At 59.8% G+C, this 22,206-nt stretch carries 17 protein-coding genes; 5 read left to right on the forward strand and 12 right to left on the reverse strand.

Annotated elements, in window-relative coordinates:
* The first annotated feature begins 36 nt into the window (after positions 1-36).
* On the forward strand, positions 37-1,077 hold the full coding sequence (locus AD669_RS22190) for an NADP(H)-dependent aldo-keto reductase (RefSeq protein WP_008080271.1): 1,041 nt from the start codon (positions 37-39) through the stop codon (positions 1,075-1,077).
* 201 nt (positions 1,078-1,278) lie between these two features.
* Here AD669_RS22190 and AD669_RS22195 read toward each other — a convergent pair whose 3' ends face one another.
* A complete protein-coding gene (locus AD669_RS22195) occupies positions 1,279-2,415 on the reverse strand; it encodes an acyl-CoA dehydrogenase family protein (RefSeq protein WP_053123664.1) in 1,137 nt (378 codons plus the stop codon).
* Positions 2,416-2,665: 250 nt separating this feature from the next.
* Between AD669_RS22195 and AD669_RS22200 the strand changes: the two genes are divergently transcribed.
* Positions 2,666-3,562, forward strand: a complete 897-nt coding sequence (locus AD669_RS22200; protein ID WP_172680158.1) for a GlxA family transcriptional regulator — start codon at positions 2,666-2,668, stop codon at positions 3,560-3,562.
* A 179-nt stretch (positions 3,563-3,741) separates the two neighbouring features.
* Here AD669_RS22200 and zapE read toward each other — a convergent pair whose 3' ends face one another.
* The 3 genes from zapE to AD669_RS22215 all read right to left on the reverse strand — a co-directional run bounded on the left by zapE (position 3,742) and on the right by AD669_RS22215 (position 6,936).
* Positions 3,742-4,836 carry a cell division protein ZapE gene (gene zapE / locus AD669_RS22205; protein ID WP_053123668.1) on the reverse strand — a complete coding sequence of 365 codons (1,095 nt, stop codon included), beginning with the start codon at positions 4,834-4,836 and terminating at the stop codon, positions 3,742-3,744.
* Positions 4,837-4,926: 90 nt separating this feature from the next.
* Positions 4,927-6,282 (reverse strand): tryptophan--tRNA ligase, encoded by a 1,356-nt coding sequence (locus tag AD669_RS22210; RefSeq protein ID WP_053123670.1) that lies wholly within the window; start codon positions 6,280-6,282, stop codon positions 4,927-4,929.
* A 24-nt stretch (positions 6,283-6,306) separates the two neighbouring features.
* On the reverse strand, positions 6,307-6,936 hold the full coding sequence (locus tag AD669_RS22215) for an alpha/beta hydrolase (RefSeq protein WP_053123793.1): 630 nt from the start codon (positions 6,934-6,936) through the stop codon (positions 6,307-6,309).
* A gap of 144 nt (positions 6,937-7,080) precedes the next feature.
* On the opposite strand from AD669_RS22215, the gene AD669_RS22220 reads away from it, so the two are divergent.
* The gene (locus AD669_RS22220; protein ID WP_053123671.1) at positions 7,081-7,518 is read left to right on the forward strand and encodes a YhcB family protein; all 438 of its coding nucleotides are present in this window, start codon (positions 7,081-7,083) and stop codon (positions 7,516-7,518) included.
* A 237-nt stretch (positions 7,519-7,755) separates the two neighbouring features.
* On the opposite strand, the gene AD669_RS22225 is transcribed toward AD669_RS22220, so the two are convergent.
* From AD669_RS22225 to AD669_RS22255, 7 genes are all read right to left on the reverse strand, one after another.
* Positions 7,756-8,493, reverse strand: a complete 738-nt coding sequence (locus AD669_RS22225) for an OmpA family protein (protein WP_053123674.1) — start codon at positions 8,491-8,493, stop codon at positions 7,756-7,758.
* 112 nt (positions 8,494-8,605) lie between these two features.
* Complete coding sequence (locus AD669_RS22230) at positions 8,606-9,250, reverse strand: MBL fold metallo-hydrolase (RefSeq protein WP_053123676.1); 645 nt, start codon at positions 9,248-9,250, stop codon at positions 8,606-8,608.
* Positions 9,251-9,302: 52 nt separating this feature from the next.
* Positions 9,303-12,038 (reverse strand): LuxR C-terminal-related transcriptional regulator, encoded by a 2,736-nt coding sequence (locus tag AD669_RS22235; RefSeq protein ID WP_053123678.1) that lies wholly within the window; start codon positions 12,036-12,038, stop codon positions 9,303-9,305.
* A 656-nt stretch (positions 12,039-12,694) separates the two neighbouring features.
* On the reverse strand, positions 12,695-14,059 hold the full coding sequence (locus AD669_RS22240; protein ID WP_053123680.1) for a DUF1329 domain-containing protein: 1,365 nt from the start codon (positions 14,057-14,059) through the stop codon (positions 12,695-12,697).
* 28 nt (positions 14,060-14,087) lie between these two features.
* Entirely contained in the window at positions 14,088-15,977 is a 1,890-nt protein-coding gene (locus tag AD669_RS22245) for a DUF1302 domain-containing protein (RefSeq protein WP_053123682.1), read from the reverse strand.
* A gap of 336 nt (positions 15,978-16,313) precedes the next feature.
* Positions 16,314-17,996 carry a fatty acid--CoA ligase gene (locus AD669_RS22250; protein ID WP_053123684.1) on the reverse strand — a complete coding sequence of 561 codons (1,683 nt, stop codon included), beginning with the start codon at positions 17,994-17,996 and terminating at the stop codon, positions 16,314-16,316.
* A gap of 146 nt (positions 17,997-18,142) precedes the next feature.
* Positions 18,143-19,327: an MFS transporter gene (locus tag AD669_RS22255; protein WP_053123686.1), complete on the reverse strand. Its 1,185-nt coding sequence runs from the start codon at positions 19,325-19,327 to the stop codon at positions 18,143-18,145.
* A gap of 85 nt (positions 19,328-19,412) precedes the next feature.
* Here AD669_RS22255 and AD669_RS22260 point away from each other — a divergent pair, with 85 nt between their 5' ends.
* Complete coding sequence (locus tag AD669_RS22260; protein WP_053123688.1) at positions 19,413-20,177, forward strand: helix-turn-helix transcriptional regulator; 765 nt, start codon at positions 19,413-19,415, stop codon at positions 20,175-20,177.
* 128 nt (positions 20,178-20,305) lie between these two features.
* Here the strand turns inward: AD669_RS22260 and AD669_RS22265 are convergent, their stop codons facing one another.
* A complete protein-coding gene (locus AD669_RS22265) occupies positions 20,306-20,935 on the reverse strand; it encodes a LysE family translocator (RefSeq protein ID WP_053123690.1) in 630 nt (209 codons plus the stop codon).
* Positions 20,936-21,220: 285 nt separating this feature from the next.
* On the opposite strand from AD669_RS22265, the gene AD669_RS22270 reads away from it, so the two are divergent.
* Positions 21,221-22,186, forward strand: coding sequence for a 2-hydroxyacid dehydrogenase (locus tag AD669_RS22270; RefSeq protein ID WP_053123692.1), 966 nt, complete (start codon positions 21,221-21,223; stop codon positions 22,184-22,186).
* Positions 22,187-22,206 lie beyond the last annotated feature (20 nt).

A 22,206-nucleotide genomic window follows, 5' to 3' on the forward strand; every position in this document is an offset into this window, starting at 1 on the left:
CCTGCTTTTATGATTGTTTTGCCCAAGGAGTACCCGATGGACTATCGCCAGCTAGGCCGTACCGACCTGAACGTGAGCGCAATCTGCCTCGGCACCATGACCTGGGGCGAGCAAAACACTGAAGCTGAAGCCTTCGCCCAGATCGAACGCGCCAAGGAAGCCGGGATCAATTTCATTGACACCGCCGAGATGTACCCGGTGCCACCGAAAGCCGAAACCTACGCCACCACCGAGCGTTACATCGGCAATTATTTCAAAAGTCGCGGCGATCGTGCCGACTGGATCCTCGCCAGCAAGATCGCCGGCCCGGGCAACACCATCGACTACATTCGCGATAAAAACCTGCGCCACAACCGCCAACACATCACCGCCGCGGTGGATGCCAGCCTCGAGCGCCTGCAGACCGATTACATCGATCTGTACCAATTGCACTGGCCGGAGCGCAGCACCAACTTTTTCGGACAACTGGGCTACAAGCACAAGATCGAAGCCAATCTGACGCCACTGGAAGACACTCTCGAAGCGCTCGACGAGCAAGTGAAGGCCGGCAAGATTCGCCACATCGGTCTGTCCAACGAAACGCCGTGGGGCACCATGCGCTTTCTCGCACTGGCCGAAGCCCGTGGCTGGCCGCGTGCGGTGTCGATCCAGAACCCGTACAACCTGCTCAACCGCAGCTTCGAAGTGGGTCTGGCAGAAATCGCCATCCGCGAACAGTGCGGCCTGCTCGCCTATTCGCCGCTGGCGTTTGGTTTCCTGTCGGGCAAGTACGAAGGTGGCGCACGTCCGCCGAAAGGCCGTCTGAGCCTCTATAGCCGCTTCAGCCGCTATTTCAATGCGCAATCGGAAGCAGCGTGCAGCCGTTACGTCGCCCTCGCCCGTGAGCACGGTCTGGATCCGGCGCAGATGGCGCTGGCGTTCGTTACCCAGCAACCGTTCGTCACCAGCAACATCATTGGTGCGACGACGCTTGAACAACTGGACAGCAACATCGCCAGTTTTGATCTGAAGCTTTCCGATGAAGTGCTGGAAGGGATTGAGGCGATTCACAAGGATCATCCGAATCCCGCACCCTGATCAGCCGCTAAAAGTTTCGCGAGCAGGCTCGCTCCCACAGGTACGGTGATCACCTGTGGGAGCGAGCCTGCTCGCGAAGAGGCCAGTCTGATCGTTCCCACGCTCCGCGTGGGAATGCATCCCGCGACGCTCCGCGTCGCATCCACAGCGGAACGCGGAGCGTCCCCGGCGGCATTCCCACGCAGAGCGTGGGAACGATCATCAGAGCGACCGCGCAATAATCTCTTTCATGATTTCATTGGTGCCGGCATAGATCCGCTGCACGCGCGCATCCGCCCACGCCCGGGCCACCGGGTATTCCCACATAAAGCCGTAGCCGCCATGCAGTTGCACGCATTCGTCGAGCACCTTGCATTGCAGGTCGGTGCCCCAGTATTTGGCCATCGCCGCCGTCGGTACATCGAGTTTGCCTTGCAGATGCAGTTCCAGACATTTGTCGACAAACACTCGGCCGATCTGAATTTCAGTGGCCATCTCTGCCAGTTTGAAGCGAGTGTTCTGGAAATCGGCAATCGCCTTGCCGAACGCCTTGCGATCACGGGTGTAATCCAGCGTCCATTGCAACGCTGCTTCGGCCGAGGCCAGACCGCCAATCGCTACGGTCAGACGCTCTTGCGGCAACTCCTGCATCAGATAAGCAAACCCTGCCCCGGCCTGCCCCAGCAGATTTTCTTTCGGCACGCGTACGTCCTGGAAGAACAATTCCGACGTGTCCTGCGCCTTCATCCCGACCTTCTCGAGGCGTTTGCCCTTCTCGAAGCCCGGCGTATTCACTTCGACCAGAAACAGGCTGGTGCCCTTGGCGCCGGCCTTGGGATCGGTCTTGGCAACGACGATCACCAGATCCGCGAGGAAGCCGTTGGTGATGAAGGTTTTCGAGCCATTGATCACGTATTCATCGCCGTCGAGCACAGCGGTGGTTTTCACGCCTTGCAGGTCGGAACCCGCGCCAGGTTCGGTCATGGCGATGGCAGTGACCATCTCGCCGGAGACCAGTTTCGGCAGGTATTTGTGTTTCAGCGCTTCACTGCCGTAATGCAGGATGTAGGGCGCGACAATGTCCGAATGCAGCGAGAAGCCGATGCCGGTCAGGCCCAGCCGGCCGACCTCCTCGATCACTACAGCGCTGTAGAGAAAATCCGCCCCCAGCCCGCCGTATTCTTCCGGCAGGTGCGAGCAGAGCATCCCCGCCTCCCCGGCCTTGTTCCACAGCTTGCGGTCAATGTGGCCTTGTTTCTCCCACTGCGCATGGAACGGCACGGCCTCTTTTTCGAGGAAGGTTCGTACGCTGTCGCGGAATAATTCGTGCTCGGAGCTGAACAAGGTTCTGGGGATCATGCGGCACCTTTCTTTCTTGTTGGAGGGAGATGACCCTCAGAGACTAAGCCTCCCCTCCGACACAGGACACTGGACACATCCGACAAAAAATAAGACGATCCAGCCGTCTGGTGACCACTTTCCCTTATAAAAACAAAACAAAAGTTGAATTATGTCCAAGCAAGTCTCCACGCCCTTGCGGCGCGTCAGCATCCTGGCTATCGACCGGGTTTTCGCCTTCACCCTCATGCAAGCCAAGGATTTTTTCCATGTGGCGAGCCTGCGCTACGGCAAACAACTGGGCCACGGCCTGACACCCGCGTTTGAAACGCGCATCGTCAGCCCCGACGGCAAACCGGTAACAAGCTTCAGCGATGTGGTGATCCCCGTCGACGGTGGTCTGGAAAACACCGATATCATCATCCTCCCGGCGTTCTGGGACGACTTCGAAACCCTGTGCACCCGTTACCCGCAAATCATGCCGTGGCTGCGTGAGCAACACGCTCGCGGCGCTGTGCTCTGCGGCGAAGCCACCGGGGTGTTCTGGCTGGCCGAAGCCGGGCTGCTGAATGGCAAGGAGGCGACCACGTACTGGCGCTTCTTCAACGCCTTCACCGAACGCTTCCCCAAGGTGCACCTGAATCAGGACAAGCACCTGACCGACGCCGACAACCTGTATTGCGCTGGCGGCACCACGTCGGCCTGCGACCTTTACATCTACTTGATCGAGCGTTTCTGCGGCGCCAACGTCGCGCAGGCTGTGGCCCGCGATATTCTTTACGAAGTGCAGCGTAACTATTCGCCGGGGCGCATTGGTTTTGGCGGGCAGAAGCTGCATCAGGACGTGATCATCCTGCAGATTCAGCATTGGCTTGAAGAGCACTTCGCCGACAAATTCCGCTTCGAAGATGTGGCGCGCGAGCATGGCATGAGCATTCGCAATTTCATGCGCCGCTTCCAGACTGCGACTGGCGACAAGCCGCTGCATTACCTGCAGCGGCTGCGCATCGAGACGGCGAAGGGCTTGTTGTCGGGCAGCCGCAAGAGCATCAAGACCATCAGTTATGAGGTCGGTTACGACGACGCGAGCTTCTTTGCGCGGTTGTTCCGTCAGCACACCGAGCTGTCGCCGAACCAGTATCGGCAGCAGTTTCAGCAAGCTGCCTAACCCTCCCCCCCCGATGATCGTTCCCACGCTCTGCGTGGGAACGATCAAGATCGCAGCCTGCGGCAGCTCCTACAGAATGGCGTATACCTGTAGGAGCTGGCGAAGCATGCGATCTTTTGATCTTCAGCGCATAAAAAAGGGCCTGCAATTGCAGGCCCTTTTTATTTGCCGAAATCCGCTTAAGGCTTGTGCGCCCGCGACAGGAATTCGTGCGATTGCATTTCCAGCAGACGGCTCAGCGTGCGCTGGAATTCGAAATTCAAACGGCCGCCGGTGTACAGATCCTTCAGCTCGACTTCAGCGGAAATGATCAGCTTGACGTTACGGTCGTAGAACTCGTCGACCATGTTGATGAAGCGGCGAGCGATGTCGTCGGTGGTGACGCTCATCTGCTCGACACCGCTGAGCAGCACGGCGTGGAAGATCTTGCCCAGTTCGATGTAGTCGTTCTGGCTACGCGGGCCGTCGCACAGTTCGCGGAAATCGAACCAGGCCACGTCGTCGCAAGTACGCAGTGCGCGGATCTCGCGGTTCTCGATCATCAGCACGTCGTTCTCGACCGCTGCCGTGCACTCCGGCGTCAGCGCGCGGAAGCTCTTGCGCAGGCTTTCGTGGGACGCTTCGTCGAGCGGGAAGTGGAACAGCTCCGCTTGTTCGAGGTGACGCAGGCGATAGTCGACGCCGCTGTCGACGTTGACGATCTCGGTGTTCTGCTTGATCAGCGCAATGGCTGGCAGGAAGCGCGCGCGTTGCAGACCGTCCTTGTACAGACCGTCCGGGACGATGTTCGACGTCGCGACCAGGGTCACGCCGTTCTTGAACAGCTCTTCCATCAATGTGCCGAGGATCATCGCGTCGGTGATGTCGGAAACGAAGAATTCATCGAAGCAGATCACTCGCGACTCGTCGGAGAAACGCTTGGCAATGATGGTCAGCGGGTTTTTCTCGCCGCCGAGGGTTTTCATCTCTTCGTGCACGCGCTTCATGAAGCGGTGGAAGTGGGTGCGGGTCTTTTCCTTGAACGGCAGCGCTTCGAAGAAAGTGTCGACCAGGTAAGTTTTGCCGCGACCCACGCCGCCCCAGAAATACAGGCCCTTGACCGGCGTCTGATCCTTTTTGCCAAACAGTTTGCTCAGCAGGCCTGGCTTGTTCTGATCAGCCGCGATCAGATCGTCGTACAGACGCTGCAAATGACGCACAGCAGTTTCCTGCGCGGCATCATGGAAGAAGTCCGGGCGTTTCAGATCAGCTTGGTATCGTTCTAGGGGCGTCATAATTCGTTAGCAAGGCAACAAAAACGGGCCGTCACTGTAGCGATGGCCCGGGGGAATGGCAATCGGCCCTTGGTCGGGCCGTGCCGCCGATTAGTCTTGAACCGGGGTCAGCGCGACGCGCAACGCCTCGATGGCCGCATCGCGAGCCGCAGCATCGGCGAACGCCGGGCTGTCGCCCACGCACTCGCCTTCGAGCCAGACGCTGAAGCTCAGGTCTTCGCTGCGTACGTCCAGCGCCTGACCCGATTGCAGTTGCTTGGTCACCTGACCAGCGGCTTTGCCGTCGGCGAAGTTGCGCGACAGCAGCAATTGCTCGCCATCGGCCGCCAGCAGACGGAAACGGAAGCTGCCGTCGTCTTCACGGAAGCTGACGAAACGCGCGGCTTTCGCGGCTTTCTTCTTCGTGGTTGCGGCAACCTGAACTTGATTGACGAACGAACGCAGGCCAACGGCTTCGCGCAGTTCGTTGAGGAACGGCGTCGCCACGGCACGGGCCTTTTTCGCACCGATCTGCAGGATATCTTCCAGATCCGCCGGACGTTCAATCAACTGGTGATACTTGTCGCGCGCTTCGCCGAGATCGTTGTCGAGCAACTGGAACAAACGGCTCTTCGCCTCGCCCCAACCCAGACCACCGAGCAGTTCGCTGCGGAATTCGTCAGCCTGTGCTGGCGTGGCGAAGGCCTGGAACAGGGTGAACAAATGCGAGTTGTCCGGATCTTTCGCTTCGCCTGGCGCCTTCGAGTCAGTGACGATCCGCGAAATCGCGTCCTTCATCTCTTTGGCGCTGGAGAACAACGGGATGGTGTTGTCGTAGCTTTTCGACATCTTGCGACCGTCGAGGCCCGGCAACGTCGCCACGCTTTCTTCGATCAGCGCTTCGGGCATGGTGAAGAATTCTTTGCCCTGACCGAACAAGTGGTTGAAACGCTGGCCGATGTCGCGGGCCATCTCAACGTGCTGGATCTGGTCACGACCGACCGGCACCTTGTGCGCGTTGAACATCAGGATGTCCGCCGCCATCAGCACCGGGTAGCTGTAGAGGCCCATGGTGATCCCGGCGTCCGGGTCTTCACCGGTTTCAACGTTCTTGTCCACCGACGCCTTGTAGGCGTGCGCACGGTTGAGCAGGCCCTTGGCGGCGACGCAGGTCAGCAGCCAGGTCAGCTCAGGGATTTCCGGGATGTCGGACTGGCGGTAGAAGGTCACGCGGTCGACATCGAGGCCACCGGCCAGCCAGGTCGCGGCGATTTCCAGACGCGAGCGCTGGATGCGCAGCGGGTCATCGCATTTGATCAGGGCGTGGTAGTCGGCCAGGAAGTAGAACGAATCGGCATTGCTGTCGCGGCTGGCAAGGATCGCCGGGCGGATGGCGCCGGCGTAGTTGCCCAGGTGCGGCGTGCCGGTGGTGGTGATGCCGGTGAGGATACGGGTACGGTTCGTCATGTGTAATCGCTTGTCAGACTGCAATCAATTCGAGAGACGCGGCAGGATCAGATCCTTGAGATCGGTCAGCTTGCCATGAAAAAAGTGTCCGCATTCTGCCACTTTCAGCAGCTCATGGGGGCGCTGGAGTTGTTCCGACCAGTCGTAAACCAATTGCGGATCGATGACTTCGTCGGTTTCCGGCTGGATCACGGTGAGTTCGCCCTGCTGCGGCAGTTGATCCTGCTCGCCAAGACGCATGACCGCCGGGGCGACCATGAACAGGTGCTTGAGCTGCACGCCTTGGTCTTCAAGACGACCGCCGAGACTTGCTGCAACAAATCCGCCGAAGGAGAAACCGAACAGGGTCAGCGGCAAGTTCGGATGTTTTTCGCGCAGCCATGCCGCAGCCGCCTGAGCATCATCGACTTCACCGGTGCCCATGTCGTGCGAACCTTCGCTGGCGCCGACGCCGCGATAGTTGAAGCGCAAGGTAATCAGGCCGGCGTCGCGCGCGGTGCGCTGCAAGGTCGAGACGACTTTGTTGAGCATGGTGCCGCCCTGCACCGGATTCGGGTGGCAGATCAGCGCGATGCCGCGCGGCTGCTCGTTATCGAGGTACAAGGCTTCGATTTGGCCGACTGGGCCGGCAATCACTACAGGGGTTTCACGCATCAGCAAGGAAGGAACTCCGTGACCTCGAATCGGGTCGACTCGTCTAGCAAATTGTCTGTGCCAATCTATTGCGAGTGAATCGCGGTATACAGCGCAGGTTCGAGCCGTTAACGTAAAGCAAAGCCGTTTATAGAGGAAGGACTCGTGGAACACTCGCTCTTAGTTTGGTTGTTACCGACTCTTGCCCTGGTTGTGGGTGTCGCCATTGGATTCCTGATCGCGCGCGTTGCGCCGAACGCCGCGCCGAGCCGTACGCAGCGTCAACTGGATGATATCCAGGAGCGCTTCGACAGTTATCAAAACGAGGTGGTCACCCACTTCAACAGCACCGCGATGCTGGTCAAGAAACTGACCCAGAGCTATCAGGAAGTGCAGGATCACCTCGCCGAGGGCGCCAACCGTCTGGCCCTGGACGAGCAAACACGCCAGCGCCTGATGGCCGCCCTGCACGCCGATGCGGCGCAGGCACCACGCGAACGCCTGACGCCACCGCACAACAATCAAGAACCGCCGCGTGACTACGCACCAAAAACCCCGAACGCGCCGGGCATGCTTGATGAGCACTATGGTTTGAAGAAGTAAGCAGTCTTCGCTGCAAACCAAAAGCCCCCGGACAGTGAAGTGTTCGGGGGCTTTTTTGTGTCTGGGGAAGTGGCAGCGACCATAAAACCTGTAGGAGCTGTCGAGTGCAACGAGGCTGCGATCTTTTGATGTTCATGTTTCAAGATCAAAAAATCGCAGCGTGCCGCAGCTCCTACAGGGCCGCGCGCAAAAAATGCCCGATCACCGGATCGGGCATTTCTTCATTCAGGCAATCGCTTACGGATACTGCTGAACCGTGCCCGGCTGCTGTTGCTGCGGCGCACCATACTGCTGACCCGGAATCGCCTTCAGGTTGACTTCAACCCGACGGTTCTGCGCACGGCCATTGACGTCACCGTTGCTGGCAATCGGATTATCCGGGCCGGCACCGCGCGCCGACAGGTTGGCACCGCTGACACCTTGCGAGGTCAGGTAAGTCGCCACGCTCTGCGCACGACGCTGCGACAGATCCATATTGTGCTGGCGGCTGCCGGTGCTGTCGGTGTAGCCGACGATCTCGATCTGGTTCTGGCTGAATTCCTTCAGCGAGTTCGCGAGGTTGTTCAGTGGCTGATAGAAGCTGGAAGCGATGTTCGCCGAATCGGTGGCGAACGTGATGTTGCCCGGCATGATCAGTTTGATCTGATCGCCCTGACGCTGCACTTCAACGCCAGTGTTGGCCATGCTCGCGCGCAGCTTCTTCTCTTGCTGGTCAGCGTAGTAACCGTAACCGGCAGCAGAAGCACCGACCACGGCCGCGCCGATCAGCGCGCCCTTGCCACGGTTGTCGTGACCGATGGCGGCACCGGCCAGTGCGCCGGCGAGTGCACCGAGGCCACCGTATTTGGCGGTTTTGCTCATTCCTTGGGAGCCACTGTCGGCCTGGCCCTGATTGTCATACGGGTTAGGCGAGGCGCAGCCGGACAGCAAGGCCACGGCAGTAGCGACAATAATCAAACGACGCGTGGTGAACATGAAGAGCTCCTACTTTTGCATTCTGTGGTGCAACGGCCATTGGCAATCGCCCGTGCGGGCGTTGGATCATGACAATGCACAAAAATTCCGCAGCAGACCCGTGACAAAATATTTAGGCCCGCACAAACGGGTTTTCGCGCATCTCATCCCCCAGACGCGTGTCCGGGCCATGCCCGGTCACGACAGTCGCGTCCTCGTCCAGCGTGTATAGCCGCTGCTTGATCGACCGCACGATGGTCGCCTGATCGCCGCCCCACAAATCCGTGCGCCCTACGCCACGACGAAACAGAGTGTCGCCGGCAATCAACAGCTTAGCCTCGGAAAACCAAAAGCTCATGGAACCGGGCGTATGCCCCGGCGTATGCAACGCCACGCCGCAGCCGCAGGCGAGTTCTTCGTCGTCGCTTAACCAGCGATCTGGCGACGGTACCGGCGTGTACGGCACGCCGAACATCTGGCATTGCATCTCGAGGTTGTCCCAAAGGAACTGATCTTCTTTATGCAAATGCAGAGTCGCGCCGGTTTTCTCTTTCATCTGCCCCGAAGCGAGGAAGTGATCGAGATGCGCGTGGGTGTGGATGATGCTGACCACTTTCAACCCATGCGCATCGAGGCGCGCCATGATCAGATCGGGATTGCCGCCCGGATCGACGACGATGGCTTTCTTGGTGATCGGATCGCCGATGATCGTGCAGTTGCACTGCAAAGGGCCGACGGGGAAGGTTTCGCGGATGAGCGCTGGGGCTGGAACGGTCATGGGAAATCCTGAGCAATGGCTCGAAAACGGCCGATGCCGGATGTTACCGTCGCTAGACCCTTAACCCCAACTCCTTCGCCCGCGCCACCGCTTGCGTGCGCCGCTCAACACCCAGTTTGCTGTTGATGTGGCTGGCGTGGGTTTTCACGGTGTGCAGCGAGATAAATAACTGCTCGCTGATTTCCTGATTTGAACAGCCTTGGGCGATCAGGCGCAGCACGGCCAGTTCGCGGCTGCTGAGTTGTTCCGCCGCTGAGCATTCGGCCACGGCACGGACAGCAACATGCGGCATGTGTCCGAGTAATTGCTGACCGACAAGGGTCGACGCGATCGGCGCCAATTGGGCGCGCAGCCAGTCGGTGTGTCCTTTGATCAATGCATCGAAAGGCTGCAGCACGCCGCCGGTCGCGGCTTCCAGCGCCTGACTCAACGCCTTGCGCGCTTCCGGCTCGCGTCCACCGGCCAGCAGCAACGCCACTTTCTGCGTCAGCGCCATCACACTGAGCAACTGTCGACCAGTTTGCTGACCGTTCTCGTGCAACACGTTCAAGCGCCCTTCGGCGAGCATCGGCTGGCCCTGAATCATGTCGAGCAATGCCTGCTGCAATTCAACGTGTAACGGCAGTTGTGGATGAAACTCCGGTGGCGCGGCGGCGCGTTCACCGGTGTAAGTCTGGCCCAGTCGCGCCAGCCAGGCCTCGGCGAGATCGGTGCGGCCCTGCGCCAGCCACAGCTCGCATTTGACCAGGGTGATCATCGCCAGATAGTAGATCGGCGGCACGTCCCAGATGTGCATCAGCCGTTCGGCTTCGGAGAGTTCAGCGAAGGCTTTGGCGAATTCGCCGGTGGCACCGTCCAGCCGCGCTATCACGCAATGGCCGATCAATACGCTGATGTCGCGACAGGCGCGCGCCTCGCCGATACCGGCCAACAACCGCGTGCGGGCGACTTGCGGCTGCAGGCGCATCGCTAACAGAAAACCTTCGTATAACGTCAGCCGTGCGCGCACCGCGTACAGACGTTGCGGTGACAAACCGCGCAAGCGCTCCAACCCTTGATGCACTTCATCCAGTGCCCGCAGAATTTCGCCACGCGCCTGCAACACGCGAGCGCGATCGTAATGCGCCAAGGCTTCGAATAACGGATTGCCGACACGCTGCGCCAGCTCCAGCGATTCACGGTTAAGTCCACGGGCGCGCCACAGATCACCGTCGGCAATTGCCAGATTGGACAGCGTCGACAAGCACATCAGACGCTGGCCATAGCGCTTGGCCGGCAGGCTCTCCAGCGCTTCGCTGCAATATTTCAGGGTCAGTTCACGATGGCCGCGCCCACGGGCGATGATCCCGCTCAGCGCCAGCCATTGCGCCAGCATCGACTTTTGCGCAGTGGCTGAGGGTGCCGGCAGGAAGCGGCTCAAATGGCTGGAAAGTTCTTCGGCAGCATCGAGCTGACAGGCCAGTCCCAACGCCCAGCTGTACAGCACGATCAGCCGTGGCGTACTGATCAGCAGACTGTCAGGCAAGTCCATTTTCCAGCGCAGCAGCATGCCGACGTTTTGCTCGGCCAGCAGTTGTTCTTCGGAAAGGTTCTGTACCAGATTCGCCGCGACATCGAGGTGGCCGGCGCGCAACGCCTGCTCCACCGCTTCATCGAGCAAGCCCTGAGCATTGAACCAGCGACAGGCGCGCAAGTGCAGCGTCGCGGTCGGCACCATGGCGTGTGCAATCGGGCGGCTGCGCAACAGATCGGAGAACAAATGGTGATAGCGATACCAGTGGCCGTGCTCGTCCAGCGGCACCAGAAACACCTGATGCGCCTGCAGAAAACGCAGAATCTCGGCGCTGTCATGGGCTTCGCGCACGGCGTCGCACAGTTCGCTGCAAAAACGTTCTTGCGGCGCGGTGTCGTAGAGAAAGGCCTGCACTTCGGCCGGCAGGCAATCGATGACTTCTTCGAGCAGATAATCGCGGATCAGCCCTTCCCCGCCGTTCAGCGCTTGCGGTAACGCGGCATCGTTGCCGGCTTCGGCCACCGCGAGCAGCCAGAAACGCAACCCGGCAACCCAGCCTTCGCTGCGTTGAATCAGACTCTCCAGTGCTTCGCCGCGCAATGAGCTGCTGTGGCGATCGAGCAAAGTCAGGGCTTCGTCGTGGGTCAGGCGCAGATCCTGTTCATGCAGTTCAAGCAACTGACGGGACAGGCGCAAACGCGCCAGATGCCAGTCCGGACGCTGGCGACTGGTGACCATCACCAGCAAGCCGTCGGGCAAATGATTGAGGAAAAATTGCAGGCAACGGTCGAGCACCGGGCCTTGGGCGAGATGGTAATCGTCGAGCACCAGCAGCAGCGGCGTCGCGGTATCGAGGTGCAGCGCCAACTCATCAAGCAAGCCGTCGAGCCATTCTTCAAAGGCAAAGGGCTGATGGCGCTGACGCATTTTCAGCAGCCCTAATGCGCGGCTGCCCACTTGGGGAAAGTAGTCCTGCAGGCCTTCGAGCAAACGTTCGAGAAAGCGCCCGGGGTCGCTGTCTCGCGGGCTCAGGCCCAGCCACAGACTTTGCCAGTGCGCCGGCAGGCTCTGACAGAACTCCACCGCCAGCGAACTCTTGCCGAACCCGGCCGGTGCGCTGACCAGCAACAATCGCCCGCCGAGCCCGGCTTGCAGGCGTTCGCACAGGCGTGGTCGCAAAACATAGCCGTCGGGCAACGGTGGACGGAAGAAACGCCCGTCCAGTGCCGCGACGGCAACGCTTGCAGGACCCGGAAGTGGGGACAGATCAGTCATGGCCGGCTCTTGTTTGAATGGCTATTGGCGGCGTTGCAGATGTCCGCAGACTAGCCTTAAACGTACCGGTAATGAAGGTTGCTGCTACAAATGGCTACAAAAGTCTTTCCAGAATGCGCCATCCCCCTGCATTTCCGCCCGTAGGAGCTGCCGAAGGCTGCGATCTTTTGATCTGCTGTGGCTTTTGATTTGGCTTCAGATTTTCGCCCCCATCGGCAGGCCGAGCGTAGGTGTTCATCCGGGGCAGGCGCGCAGCGCCGTGCGGCGTAGCCGCACACATCGAGAGGAGGTGCAGCGAAGCAAACCGTAGGCGATGCCCCCGGATGAACACCGTAGCGAGGGAACACTGAGCCTAAGCGAAGTGCCGTACGCCGGGGGCGAAGCCTTTTGGTTCCTTTTTGGCGTTTGAAAAAGGGACTCGCTGTAAGAGCGAAACCGCCAGAAGCCCCAACCGCAGCAACGGATATGCATCCAAAACCCACGGCCGAAACAAAAGATCAAAAGATCGCAGCCTTCGGCAGCTCCTACAAAGGCGGTTCGAAAGCGGTTTGACGGCAGTTCGAAGGCGGTTCGAAGGCACGTAGGCAATGCAAAAAAAAACGCCCCGAACCAGTCGGGGCGTTTTTACGAGGATGCGGCCTCGGGTTTACTGCGGTTTAGCGAACGCCATCCTGACGCAGAGCGGCCGGAGTGAAGTCGCTGGTAGTAGCGGTGAAGCCGAAGTCATACGCCTGCTTCTCTTCGTTCTTCATGCCCAGTGCCAGGTAGCGGCCGGACTGCAGGTCGTAGAGGGTTTCCAGGGCGTACCACGGCACTTGCTTGTCGTAGTAGTCCTCGGCATGCGCCTCGGCTACGCGCCACAGTTGGCCACGACCGTCGTAATGGTCGATGACTGCTGCTTGCCAGGTGTCTTCGTCGATGTAGAAGTCACGTTTGGCGTAGATGTGGCGCTGACCTTCCTTCAGGGTCGCCACCACGTGCCAGACGCGACGCAACTCGTAACGCGCCAGATCCTGGTTGATGTGACCAGCCTTGATGATGTCGGAATACTTCAGCTTCGGATCGTCGAGCTTGTAGCTGTCGGAAGCGATGTACATCTCTTTCTTGCCTTCGAGTTTCCAGTCGTAACGATCCGGCGCACCGTTGAACATGTCGAGGTTGTCGGAGGTACGCAGGCCATCTGCCGCAGTACCCGGGCCGTCATAGGACACTTGTGGCGCACGGCGCACACGACGCTGACCGGCGTTGTAGACCCACGCCGAACGTGGCTCTTTAACCTGATCGAGGGTTTCGTGCACCAACAGCACACCACCGGCCAGACGCGCTGGCGCGGTCACTTTCTGCTTGAAGTAGAACAGGATGTTGCCCGGGTTTTTCGGGTCGTAGTCCTTCATCTTGTCGCGGAACACGAACTGATCCTGGAAGTACACCAGGCTGTATGAGCCGTTCGGTTGCGGCGTGGCCTGGGTTACCAGACGGGTCACGCTGCCGCCGCGATAGCGGGTGATGTGGTTCCAGATGACTTCCACACCGCTTTTCGGGATCGGGAACGGTACCGCGGTTTCGAAGTTTTCCAGACCGTTGCCGCCGGACACCAGATTGGTGTTGGTGGCGTTTTTCTTGATGGCGGCGAACACGTCATCCGGCACAGTCGCGCCGCGGTGGGACGGGTACACCGGCATCTTGAAGGTGTCCGGGTAGCGCTTGAACATCGCGTACTGCCCCGGCGCCAGTTTGTCCTTGTACTTGTCGACATCCTTGGCGGTGATGGTGAACAGCGGTTGCTCACTGGCATAAGGGTTGGACAGGAAACCGCGCGCATCGACGCTGCCGGCATTTTTCGGCAACGGCTTCCACGCCGGGATCGAACCGTCAGCGTTACCGGCCATTTCCGCACCCATCGGCGTCAGGCTTTTGCCCAGTTTGTCGGCTTCGGCAGCCGGGACGGCCGCCATCACACCGGTCGCCAGCAACGACAGACCCAGAACACCCGCGTGGAACAGACTCTTTGTTATTTTCATAAATTCGTTCGTCCTGAAAATGCAGTGCTTAGAAGTTCACGCCGAAGCTGAGCGCAACGAAGTCGCGGTCGTCCACAGTGGTGTACTTGCCGTCAAAGAAGTTGGTGTAAGCCAGGCTGGCGGTGTAGGTGTTCTGGTATTCAGCGTCGACACCGAGGCTGACCGCTTTGCGACCTTCCTCGAAGTTACCGCCAGGGCCTGGCGAGTAGCCGCTGACGTCGTGCTGCCAAGCCACGTTCGGCTTGAGGTTCACACCGGCGAACACGTCGTTGTATTCCCAGATGGCACGGCCGCGATAGCCCCACGACGTCGCAGTGGTGAAGCCTTCGTTGGTGCAGTTGCGGCTGCGGTTGTTCTGCGGCGAACCCGGGCCGGCACCGTTGATGGTGCTGGCGTTGAGGATGTTGGCGCAGGTGTCGATGCCGCCAGTCGCTGGCAGCTCACCCGGGCCGTAGACCGGATCACGGCCATAACGAACATCAGAAGTGCTTTCCAGACCGCCAACGTGAGTCACGCCGACTTCACCCACGACGGTCAGACGGCTGGCGCCCATGACCTGATCGAAGAAGTGCGTCAGGGTGGTCTGGAACTGGGTGACTTCCTTGCGACGGTAGCCATGCAGATCCTGACCCGGAACGCCGTTGAGCAGAGAAGCGTTGGTCAGTGCGCCGCCCAGCGGACGTACACCGGCGAACAGGATGTCGGTGGAGTTCAGTTGTACCGGTGCATTCGGACGGTAGCTGATCTCACCGCTCCACGCGGTACCGGTAGGCAGAGTGGTGGAGAAGCTCAGGCCATAGAGACGGATGTCTTCCGGGTACTCAACGAAATACTCCGAGTTGCCCGCGACCAGCAGCGGCGCAAGTGCCGCGAACGGGCCTGGCAACGATGCCGCGGTGTTGTACACCGATTGCGGCGCACCCGTGGCGCTGAAGATCGGCGCACGGCTGTGGTAGTTCATGAAGTAGGCGCCGAACTCGGTATCGATCGGGTCATACATGTACTTGAAGGACGCGCCCCACTGGCCGCTGTCACGCGCATCACGGTCGCCGCCACGGCGTACCAGAACGCCTTCCTCGTTGACGTCAACGCCAGCCCCGGCCAATGGCCCCAAGGCAACCGCCGGAATCTGCGAACGCTTGTTCAGTACGCGCAGGTTGTTGTCGCAGCCATCGGCAATGATGTCGGGTTGCGAGAAGAACGTGCCGCAGTTGTCGACAACGGTCTGATCCCATTCCAGCTGATAGAACGCTTCGGCCGAGAGGTTCTCGGTCAGGCTCTGCGAGACGTAGAACATGTTGACCGGAATCAGGCCTTCCTTGATTTCGGCACCCGGACGGCGGAACGCGGACACGTCGATCGGGTTGATCGAGTTGATGCCGCCGCCGATGAAGGTACTTTCACCCCAGCTCACCACCTGCTTGCCCAGACGCACGGAGCCCGGCTGATCGGCGATCGAGTAGTTGTGGTAGACGAAGGCGTCGAGGATCTGCCCGCCGGAGGACTTCGCGCCTTCCTTGCGGTTGTTGTCGCTGATGTCCTTGAACTCACGGCTTTCGTCTTTGAGTTCGAAGTCGTACCAGTATTTGCCACGGACGAACACGCCGGTGTCGCCGTACTTCAGTTCAAGGTCATGGATGCCCTTGAAGATTTTCGAGAAGGTTTCGCCGCTTTTGAAGTTGGCGTGACCGTCATCGGAAGTCTGCGACAGGCCGTGGCCGCCGTTGTTGACGCCGATGAGGTTCTTGTTCGGGCTCTGAGTAGACCAACTGGCACCGAGCGACAGGGACGAGTCGAACTGACCCTCGATTTCACCGACGTTGAAACTGACGCCGAATGCGGGCCCGGCGAGCGAAGAGGCAAGACTGACCGCCAGAGGCAGTTTTGCCCGGCGCCAGAACTGGTTTACTGAGGTCATCGACGCTACTCCATGTGCATTATTGTTATGGCAGTGAGTACTTTTAAAAACGCTGTGGAGGGCCGGGCGCCAAGGCTGCCCGAAATCATTCCAGAGTTACTCGCCCCAATCAGTGCGTGTGCTCCGTTCTTAAAAATCCTTGAACGGACTATATCCAGCAGGGGGTACTGCTTGATCCCTCTAAAGTGTGATTTGCAGTGAGCAACCACTCTGGAACAGTCCTTTCGCCAGTCCGACACGCGTCGGCACGGCAAGGATGGCTGATTTTTTTGATTTCACAAGCCAAGCGCTTGCTTGGTGGGGCTGGCGCGCCGTTTTCGGCGCGCCAGAAGACACTCAAAGTGTCGAGAGGAAGGTGCTGTTATTGGCCTGCCACTCGGTGATGTCGAGGCGGATGCGCTTCTTGTCGAGCTTGCCAACGCTGGTCTTGGGAATTTCGGTAACAAGGGCGATCTGACTCGGGATCGCCCACTTGCTCAGGTGGCCCAATTCCACGAACGGCTTGAGGTGTTCCTTGAGCTCACGGGCCCCGATCACGTGCCCTTCGCGGATCACCAGCAGTGCAAACGGGCGCTCGCCCCACTGCGGATCAGCGATGCCGACCACTGCTACTTCGCGTACCGCGACGTGACGGCTGATCAAATCTTCGAGATCCAGCGAGGAAATCCATTCGCCACCGGTCTTGATCACGTCCTTGATGCGGTCGCGGATGTCGATCACGCCCATGCTGTCGAGCGTGGCGACGTCGCCGGTGTGCAGCCAGCCGCCGGCCCAGAGCTCTGCGCCTTTTTGTGGCTCGTTGAAATAACCTTCGGTGAGCCATGGCGCGCGCAGCACCAGTTCGCCCTGCGTCTCGCCGTCCGCCGGAAGGAAATTGCCCTCGGCGTCGACAATCGCCGCTTCTACCAGCGGCCCCGGCACACCGGCCTTGATCCGGTAAGTGGTGCGCTCGTCTTCGCTGCCGGCCATCAATTCATCATTGAGGTGTGCGCAGGAAACCAGCGGACCGGTTTCCGACATGCCGTACGCGGCCGTCAGTTGAATGCCGCGCGCCTTGGCGGTTTCGTACAGCGACCGATTGAGCGCACTGCCGCCGATGACAATCTTCCAGCCGCCAAAATCGGTGCCCTGCGCGCCTTTGGCGTTGAGCAGCATTTGCAGAATGGTCGGCACACAGTGGGAGAACGTGACCTTCTCCTTGCGCCACAACTCCACGAGATATTCCGGATCGTAGCGCCCCGGATAAACCTGTTTCAGCCCGAGCATGGTCGCCACATACGGCAAGCCCCAGGCGTGGACGTGGAACATCGGCGTGATCGGCATGTACACATCGTTGGTGCCGAGCAGGCGCACGCTGTCGATGGAACCCATGATCGTCGACACGCCCATGGTGTGCAGCACCAATTGCCGATGGGTGAAGTACACGCCTTTCGGGTTGCCGGTGGTGCCGGTGGTGTAGAACGTGGTCGCGACGGAATTTTCGTCGAAATCCTGGAAATCGTACTGCGGGCTCGCAGCCGCCAGCAGTTGCTCGTACTCGCCGACCAGATTCGGCAAATCGGCGGTTTTTTCCGGCAGATCAGTCAGCAGCAAGGTCTTCTCGACCGTGGTCAGGTGCGGCGCGATTGCTTGATAAAGGCCGACGAACTCGCTGTTGACCAGCACAAAGCGGTCTTCGGCGTGGTTCATGGTGTAGAGAATCTGTTCCGGCGACAGGCGCACGTTGATCGTGTGGATCACCGCGCCGATCATCGGAATCGCGAACATGCATTCCAGGTAACGATGGCTGTCCCAATCCATCACCGCGACGGTGTCACCGGCCTTCACACCGGCCGCTGTCAGCACGTTGGCCAGCCGCGCAACACGCCCGATCAGGGTCGGGTAGCTGTAGCGAATCTGGTCACGGTAGATGATCTCGCGGGTTTTCTCGTAACGGGCGCCGGACATCAGCAGCCGTTTGATCAGCAATGGATACTGGTAGGCCCCATCGGCCGGGGGAATGACGCGAGTCTGCAACATATGAATCCCTTTTCTGGCTGCACGGTGTTGGCATAGAGATTTGTACTCTAGAACCCTTATACGCCAGCCAAATCAGCCAAAGGAATGATTTGCAGAGCCGTACAAATGCTAGCTTTGCGCCAGCATTTGCCGACTTTCGTCCCAGGTCAGGCCGTTTGCCCTACAGCCTCCTCGGAAGGTGTCCGTGGGAATACGACTGCTGCAAGGAAGGTCAACGCGCCGAAACCCGCGAGAATCAAGTACAGGCCTACAAAACCATGGCGCGGTTCAACATAGGAAATCAGCGGAATCGCCGTCGCACTGGCGCCGAACGATAAGCAGTAACGCAGGGCGAACACCCGTGATTGCCACTGCGGGGCGACGAAGTTGGCGACCATCGCATCATTGACTGTTACCTGACCAAACACCACAAACATGAACGCTGCACCGAGGGCGATCACCGCCCAGCCGTCGGCATAGGCCAACGCAAACAACAGCGGTGCCTGGCACAACGTCAGGACAACAAACGGCCATTTCAGGCTGAGCCGATGCAACACACGACCAATGCTCAATTGCGCAATCGCACCGAAGGCATAGGCCAGACTGACCACCACGCCGAGGGTTTGCGGCGAGGCGAACAGCTCATGCAAACGTTCCTGAAACAGCTTCGGATAGGTCATGGTGGTGGCGTTGAACACCACGCCGCCGGTGGCCGTAGCCAACGCCAGCACGCCGAAAACCATCACCATCGAGATGCGCTGACCGGCGGCGCCTTTGAGTGGCGTGTGCGGGCGCTTCGGAATCGGTTCCTCACGCACCTGCAAGGCGAAGCCAAAACCCAGCACAATCGCCACTGCGCCCGGTATCAGAAACGCCGAGCGCCAGCCGAACTGCGCCACCAGCAAGCCGGTGATCAGCGCCGAAAACGCCACGCCCAGATTGCCCCACATGCCGTTGATGCCAATTTCGCGGCCACGATTTTGTGCGTAGGCCACCAGCATTGCTGTGCCGACCGGGTGATAAATCGCCGCAAAAATACCGATCAGGGTCAGGCCAATCACCAGCATGCTCGGGCTGTTGCTCAGCCCGGTGAAGATCGCCGAAGCGCCGATACCGAAGAAAAACACTAGCATCATCTGCCGCCGACTCCAGTGATCGCCGAGCCAGCCGGCGGGCAGCGAACAGGCGCCGAAGGCGATGAATCCTCCCAACGACAGGCCGATCAGCGTGGCGTAATCGAGGCCGAAAGCCTGGGTCATACCGAGCACGGCGGCGGGAAAAATCAGCATGAACATGTGATCGATCACATGGGCGGCGTTGATGTAGCGAATGACATTGCGGGATTGATTCATGGCGGCACGCTTTACGTTGTTGTGTGCCGTCTATGCTAGGTTGGCCGTAAAGCGCATTCCTGCCAAGCAAGTCATCGAATCAGACATGTTGATCAGCCATTTCGAACACGGCCCGGTGAGCGCCTACCCCCGGGATTATCTGGACGGCGCCCACCAGCCGCTCCACCTGCATCGCGAGGCGCAGTTGTTGTACGCGGTCAGCGGCATCATGCGCGTAGTCACGGAATCGGGTGCGTGGGTGATTCCGCCGAGTCGCGCGGTGTGGATTCCACCCGAGGTAGCGCACGAGATTTTCATGAGCGGTGATGTGCAGATGCGCTCGCTGTTCATAGCGCCAGAATTGTCACCCGCCAGCCTGCAACAGTGCTGCGTATTGGCGGTGACACCGTTGCTGCGCGAGCTGATTCTGCGTGCCGTGCAAGGGCCGCCGCACGCCGACAACCCGCTGATTCAGCAGTTGATGCTGGAAGAACTCGCCAGTCTGGAAAACCTGCCGCTGCACATTCCGATGCCCAGCGACCGGCGTCTGCAAAACATCTGTCTGGCACTGCTGCACACCCCCGATCATGCCAATACCCTTGAAGACTGGGCGCAGCAGGTCGGCGCCAGCTCACGGACGTTGGCACGGCTGTTTCAGCAACAGTTGCAGATGAGTTTCAACGCCTGGCGCCAGCAACTGCGCCTGATGGAAGCCCTGCCACGTCTGCTCGCCGGGGACAGCGTGCAGCGTGTGGCGCGGGATCTGGGTTACGGCAGCGCGCGGGCGTTCAGCGCGATGTTTCGCCGTTTGCTTGGGGAAAATCCCCGTGATTACCTCAACAACCTGAGCAAACTCAGCGAGCTTGTGTAGGAATTCCCCATCTCCCTGTGGGAGCGAGCTTGCTCGCGAAAGCAATCTTCCAGTCATCTGTGATATCGACTGATCCGACGCCTTCGCGAGCAACCTCGCTCCCACAGTTTTGAATGGTGTTTCTGCAATCAATGCATCTCGGTAAACGCGATTTTCACGCCGAGAGCAATCAGCACCGCGCCCATGGTGCGGTCAAACCAGTGGCCCATGCGGGCAAAACCGGCGCGTACACGTTGTTGGCTGAACAGCATCGCCACCAGGCAAAACCACACGGCCGTCGCGACCGCCAGATAAATCCCGTAACCGGCCTGCACCGACAGCGGCGTGTGCGGGTTGATCACCACGGTGAACAGCGACAGGAAGAACAGCGTGGCTTTCGGGTTGAGGCCATTGGTCACGAAGCCCGAAGTGAACGCGCCGCGAGCCGTGCGTACGCCGGCTTCTTTGTGCAGATCGTCGGTGACGGTTTTCGCTGGTTGCGCGCGCAAGGCCTTGAAGCCGATGTACAGCAGATAAGCCGCCGCCGCCCATTTCAACGCGTTGAACAGCACGATCGATTGCGACACGATCAGGCCGATGCCGAGCAACGAATAACCGACGTGGAGGAAAATCGCCGTACCGACACCGAGTGCCGTCCAGGTACCGGCGCGACGCCCGTGGGTCACGCTTTCGCGCACCACCACGGCAAAGTCCGGGCCGGGGCTGGCGACGGCCAGCAGGTGGATCAGTGCAACGGTCAAGAACTCGGTCCAGTACATGGGGGGCTCCTCTGGGGCAGCTTGGTCAATAAAGATCTGTAGGAAACGCAGTACTTGTGGCGAGGGGATTTATCCCCGTTCGGCTGCGCAGCAGTCGTAAACCCGGCGAACGCGATTGAGCAGATACACCGAGGTGAATGGTTTTAGGGCTGCTTCGCAACCCAACGGGGATAAATCCCCTCGCCACAGACATATGTATCCGCGGCGGGGTCTGAGTAACCAATTGTTTCATCTGGTAGGCTCGGCAGATTACGCCCAATGCTCAAAGCCTAAAAGGTACAGTTGATGACGAACACGCGCCGCGCCGTATTCCTTGATCACCCGTCGCTCGATCTCGGCGACCTCGACCTCAGTCCGTTGCGCGAATGTTTCGGCGATCTGCAACTCTTCGCCCAGACCCTGCCCGAGCAAGTCAGCGAACGCCTGCAAGGCGCCACCGTGGCCATTTCCAACAAGATTTTGATCGACGCCGCCGCGATGGCCGCCAACCCCGATCTGAAACTGATCCTGATCACCGCCACCGGCACCAACAACGTCGACCTCGCCGCCGCCCGCGCTCACGGCATCACCGTGTGCAACTGTCAGGGTTACGGCACGCCGTCGGTGGCGCAACACACAATCATGCTGCTGCTCAACCTCGCCACGCGTCTGGCCGATTATCAGAAAGCCGTCGGCGAAGGTCGCTGGCAGCAGGCGAAACAGTTCTGCCTGCTCGACTATCCGATTGTTGAACTGGAAGGCAAAACCCTGGGTTTGCTCGGTCACGGCGAACTCGGTGGCGCGGTGGCGCGACTGGCCGAAGCCTTCGGCATGCGCGTTTTGCTCGGACAGATCCCCGGGCGCCCTGCCCGCCCGGATCGTCTGCCGCTGGAGGAACTGCTGCCGCAAATCGACGCCCTCACCCTGCACTGCCCGCTCAACGAGCACACCCGCCACTTCATCGGTGCCCGCGAACTGGCGTCGATGAAACCCGGCGCCTTCGTGGTCAACACCGCGCGTGGCGGTTTGATCGATGAACAGGCGTTGGCCGATGCGCTGCGTAATGGCCACCTTGGCGGCGCGGCGACGGATGTGTTGAGCGTCGAGCCGCCGACTCAAGGCAATCCGCTGCTGGCCGCCGACATTCCACGTCTGATCGTCACGCCGCATAACGCTTGGGGCAGTGTTGAAGCGCGCCAGCGCATCGTCGGTCAATTGACCGAAAATGCTCAGGCGTTCTTCAGCGGTAAGGCGCTGCGGGTCGTCAGTTGATAAACTGCGGCACTTTTTTT

Origin of the sequence: Pseudomonas sp. P1.31, from assembly GCF_001269815.1 — a bacterium.
Lineage (GTDB): Bacteria > Pseudomonadota > Gammaproteobacteria > Pseudomonadales > Pseudomonadaceae > Aquipseudomonas > Aquipseudomonas rustica.

Excerpts from the sequence above, each read along its gene's own strand:
- AD669_RS22190 (WP_008080271.1), top strand. The coding sequence starts at position 37 with ATGGACTATCGCCAGCTAGGCCGTACCGACCTGAACGTGAGCGCAATC.
- AD669_RS22195 (WP_053123664.1), bottom strand. The coding sequence starts at position 2,415 with ATGATCCCCAGAACCTTGTTCAGCTCCGAGCACGAATTATTCCGCGAC.
- zapE (WP_053123668.1), bottom strand. The coding sequence starts at position 4,836 with ATGACGCCCCTAGAACGATACCAAGCTGATCTGAAACGCCCGGACTTC.
- AD669_RS22210 (WP_053123670.1), bottom strand. The coding sequence starts at position 6,282 with ATGACGAACCGTACCCGTATCCTCACCGGCATCACCACCACCGGCACG.
- AD669_RS22215 (WP_053123793.1), bottom strand. The coding sequence starts at position 6,936 with ATGCGTGAAACCCCTGTAGTGATTGCCGGCCCAGTCGGCCAAATCGAA.
- AD669_RS22225 (WP_053123674.1), bottom strand. The coding sequence starts at position 8,493 with ATGTTCACCACGCGTCGTTTGATTATTGTCGCTACTGCCGTGGCCTTG.
- AD669_RS22230 (WP_053123676.1), bottom strand. The coding sequence starts at position 9,250 with ATGACCGTTCCAGCCCCAGCGCTCATCCGCGAAACCTTCCCCGTCGGC.
- AD669_RS22235 (WP_053123678.1), bottom strand. The coding sequence starts at position 12,038 with ATGACTGATCTGTCCCCACTTCCGGGTCCTGCAAGCGTTGCCGTCGCG.
- AD669_RS22240 (WP_053123680.1), bottom strand. The coding sequence starts at position 14,059 with ATGAAAATAACAAAGAGTCTGTTCCACGCGGGTGTTCTGGGTCTGTCG.
- AD669_RS22245 (WP_053123682.1), bottom strand. The coding sequence starts at position 15,977 with ATGACCTCAGTAAACCAGTTCTGGCGCCGGGCAAAACTGCCTCTGGCG.
- AD669_RS22250 (WP_053123684.1), bottom strand. The coding sequence starts at position 17,996 with ATGTTGCAGACTCGCGTCATTCCCCCGGCCGATGGGGCCTACCAGTAT.
- AD669_RS22255 (WP_053123686.1), bottom strand. The coding sequence starts at position 19,327 with ATGAATCAATCCCGCAATGTCATTCGCTACATCAACGCCGCCCATGTG.
- AD669_RS22260 (WP_053123688.1), top strand. The coding sequence starts at position 19,413 with ATGTTGATCAGCCATTTCGAACACGGCCCGGTGAGCGCCTACCCCCGG.
- AD669_RS22265 (WP_053123690.1), bottom strand. The coding sequence starts at position 20,935 with ATGTACTGGACCGAGTTCTTGACCGTTGCACTGATCCACCTGCTGGCC.
- AD669_RS22270 (WP_053123692.1), top strand. The coding sequence starts at position 21,221 with ATGACGAACACGCGCCGCGCCGTATTCCTTGATCACCCGTCGCTCGAT.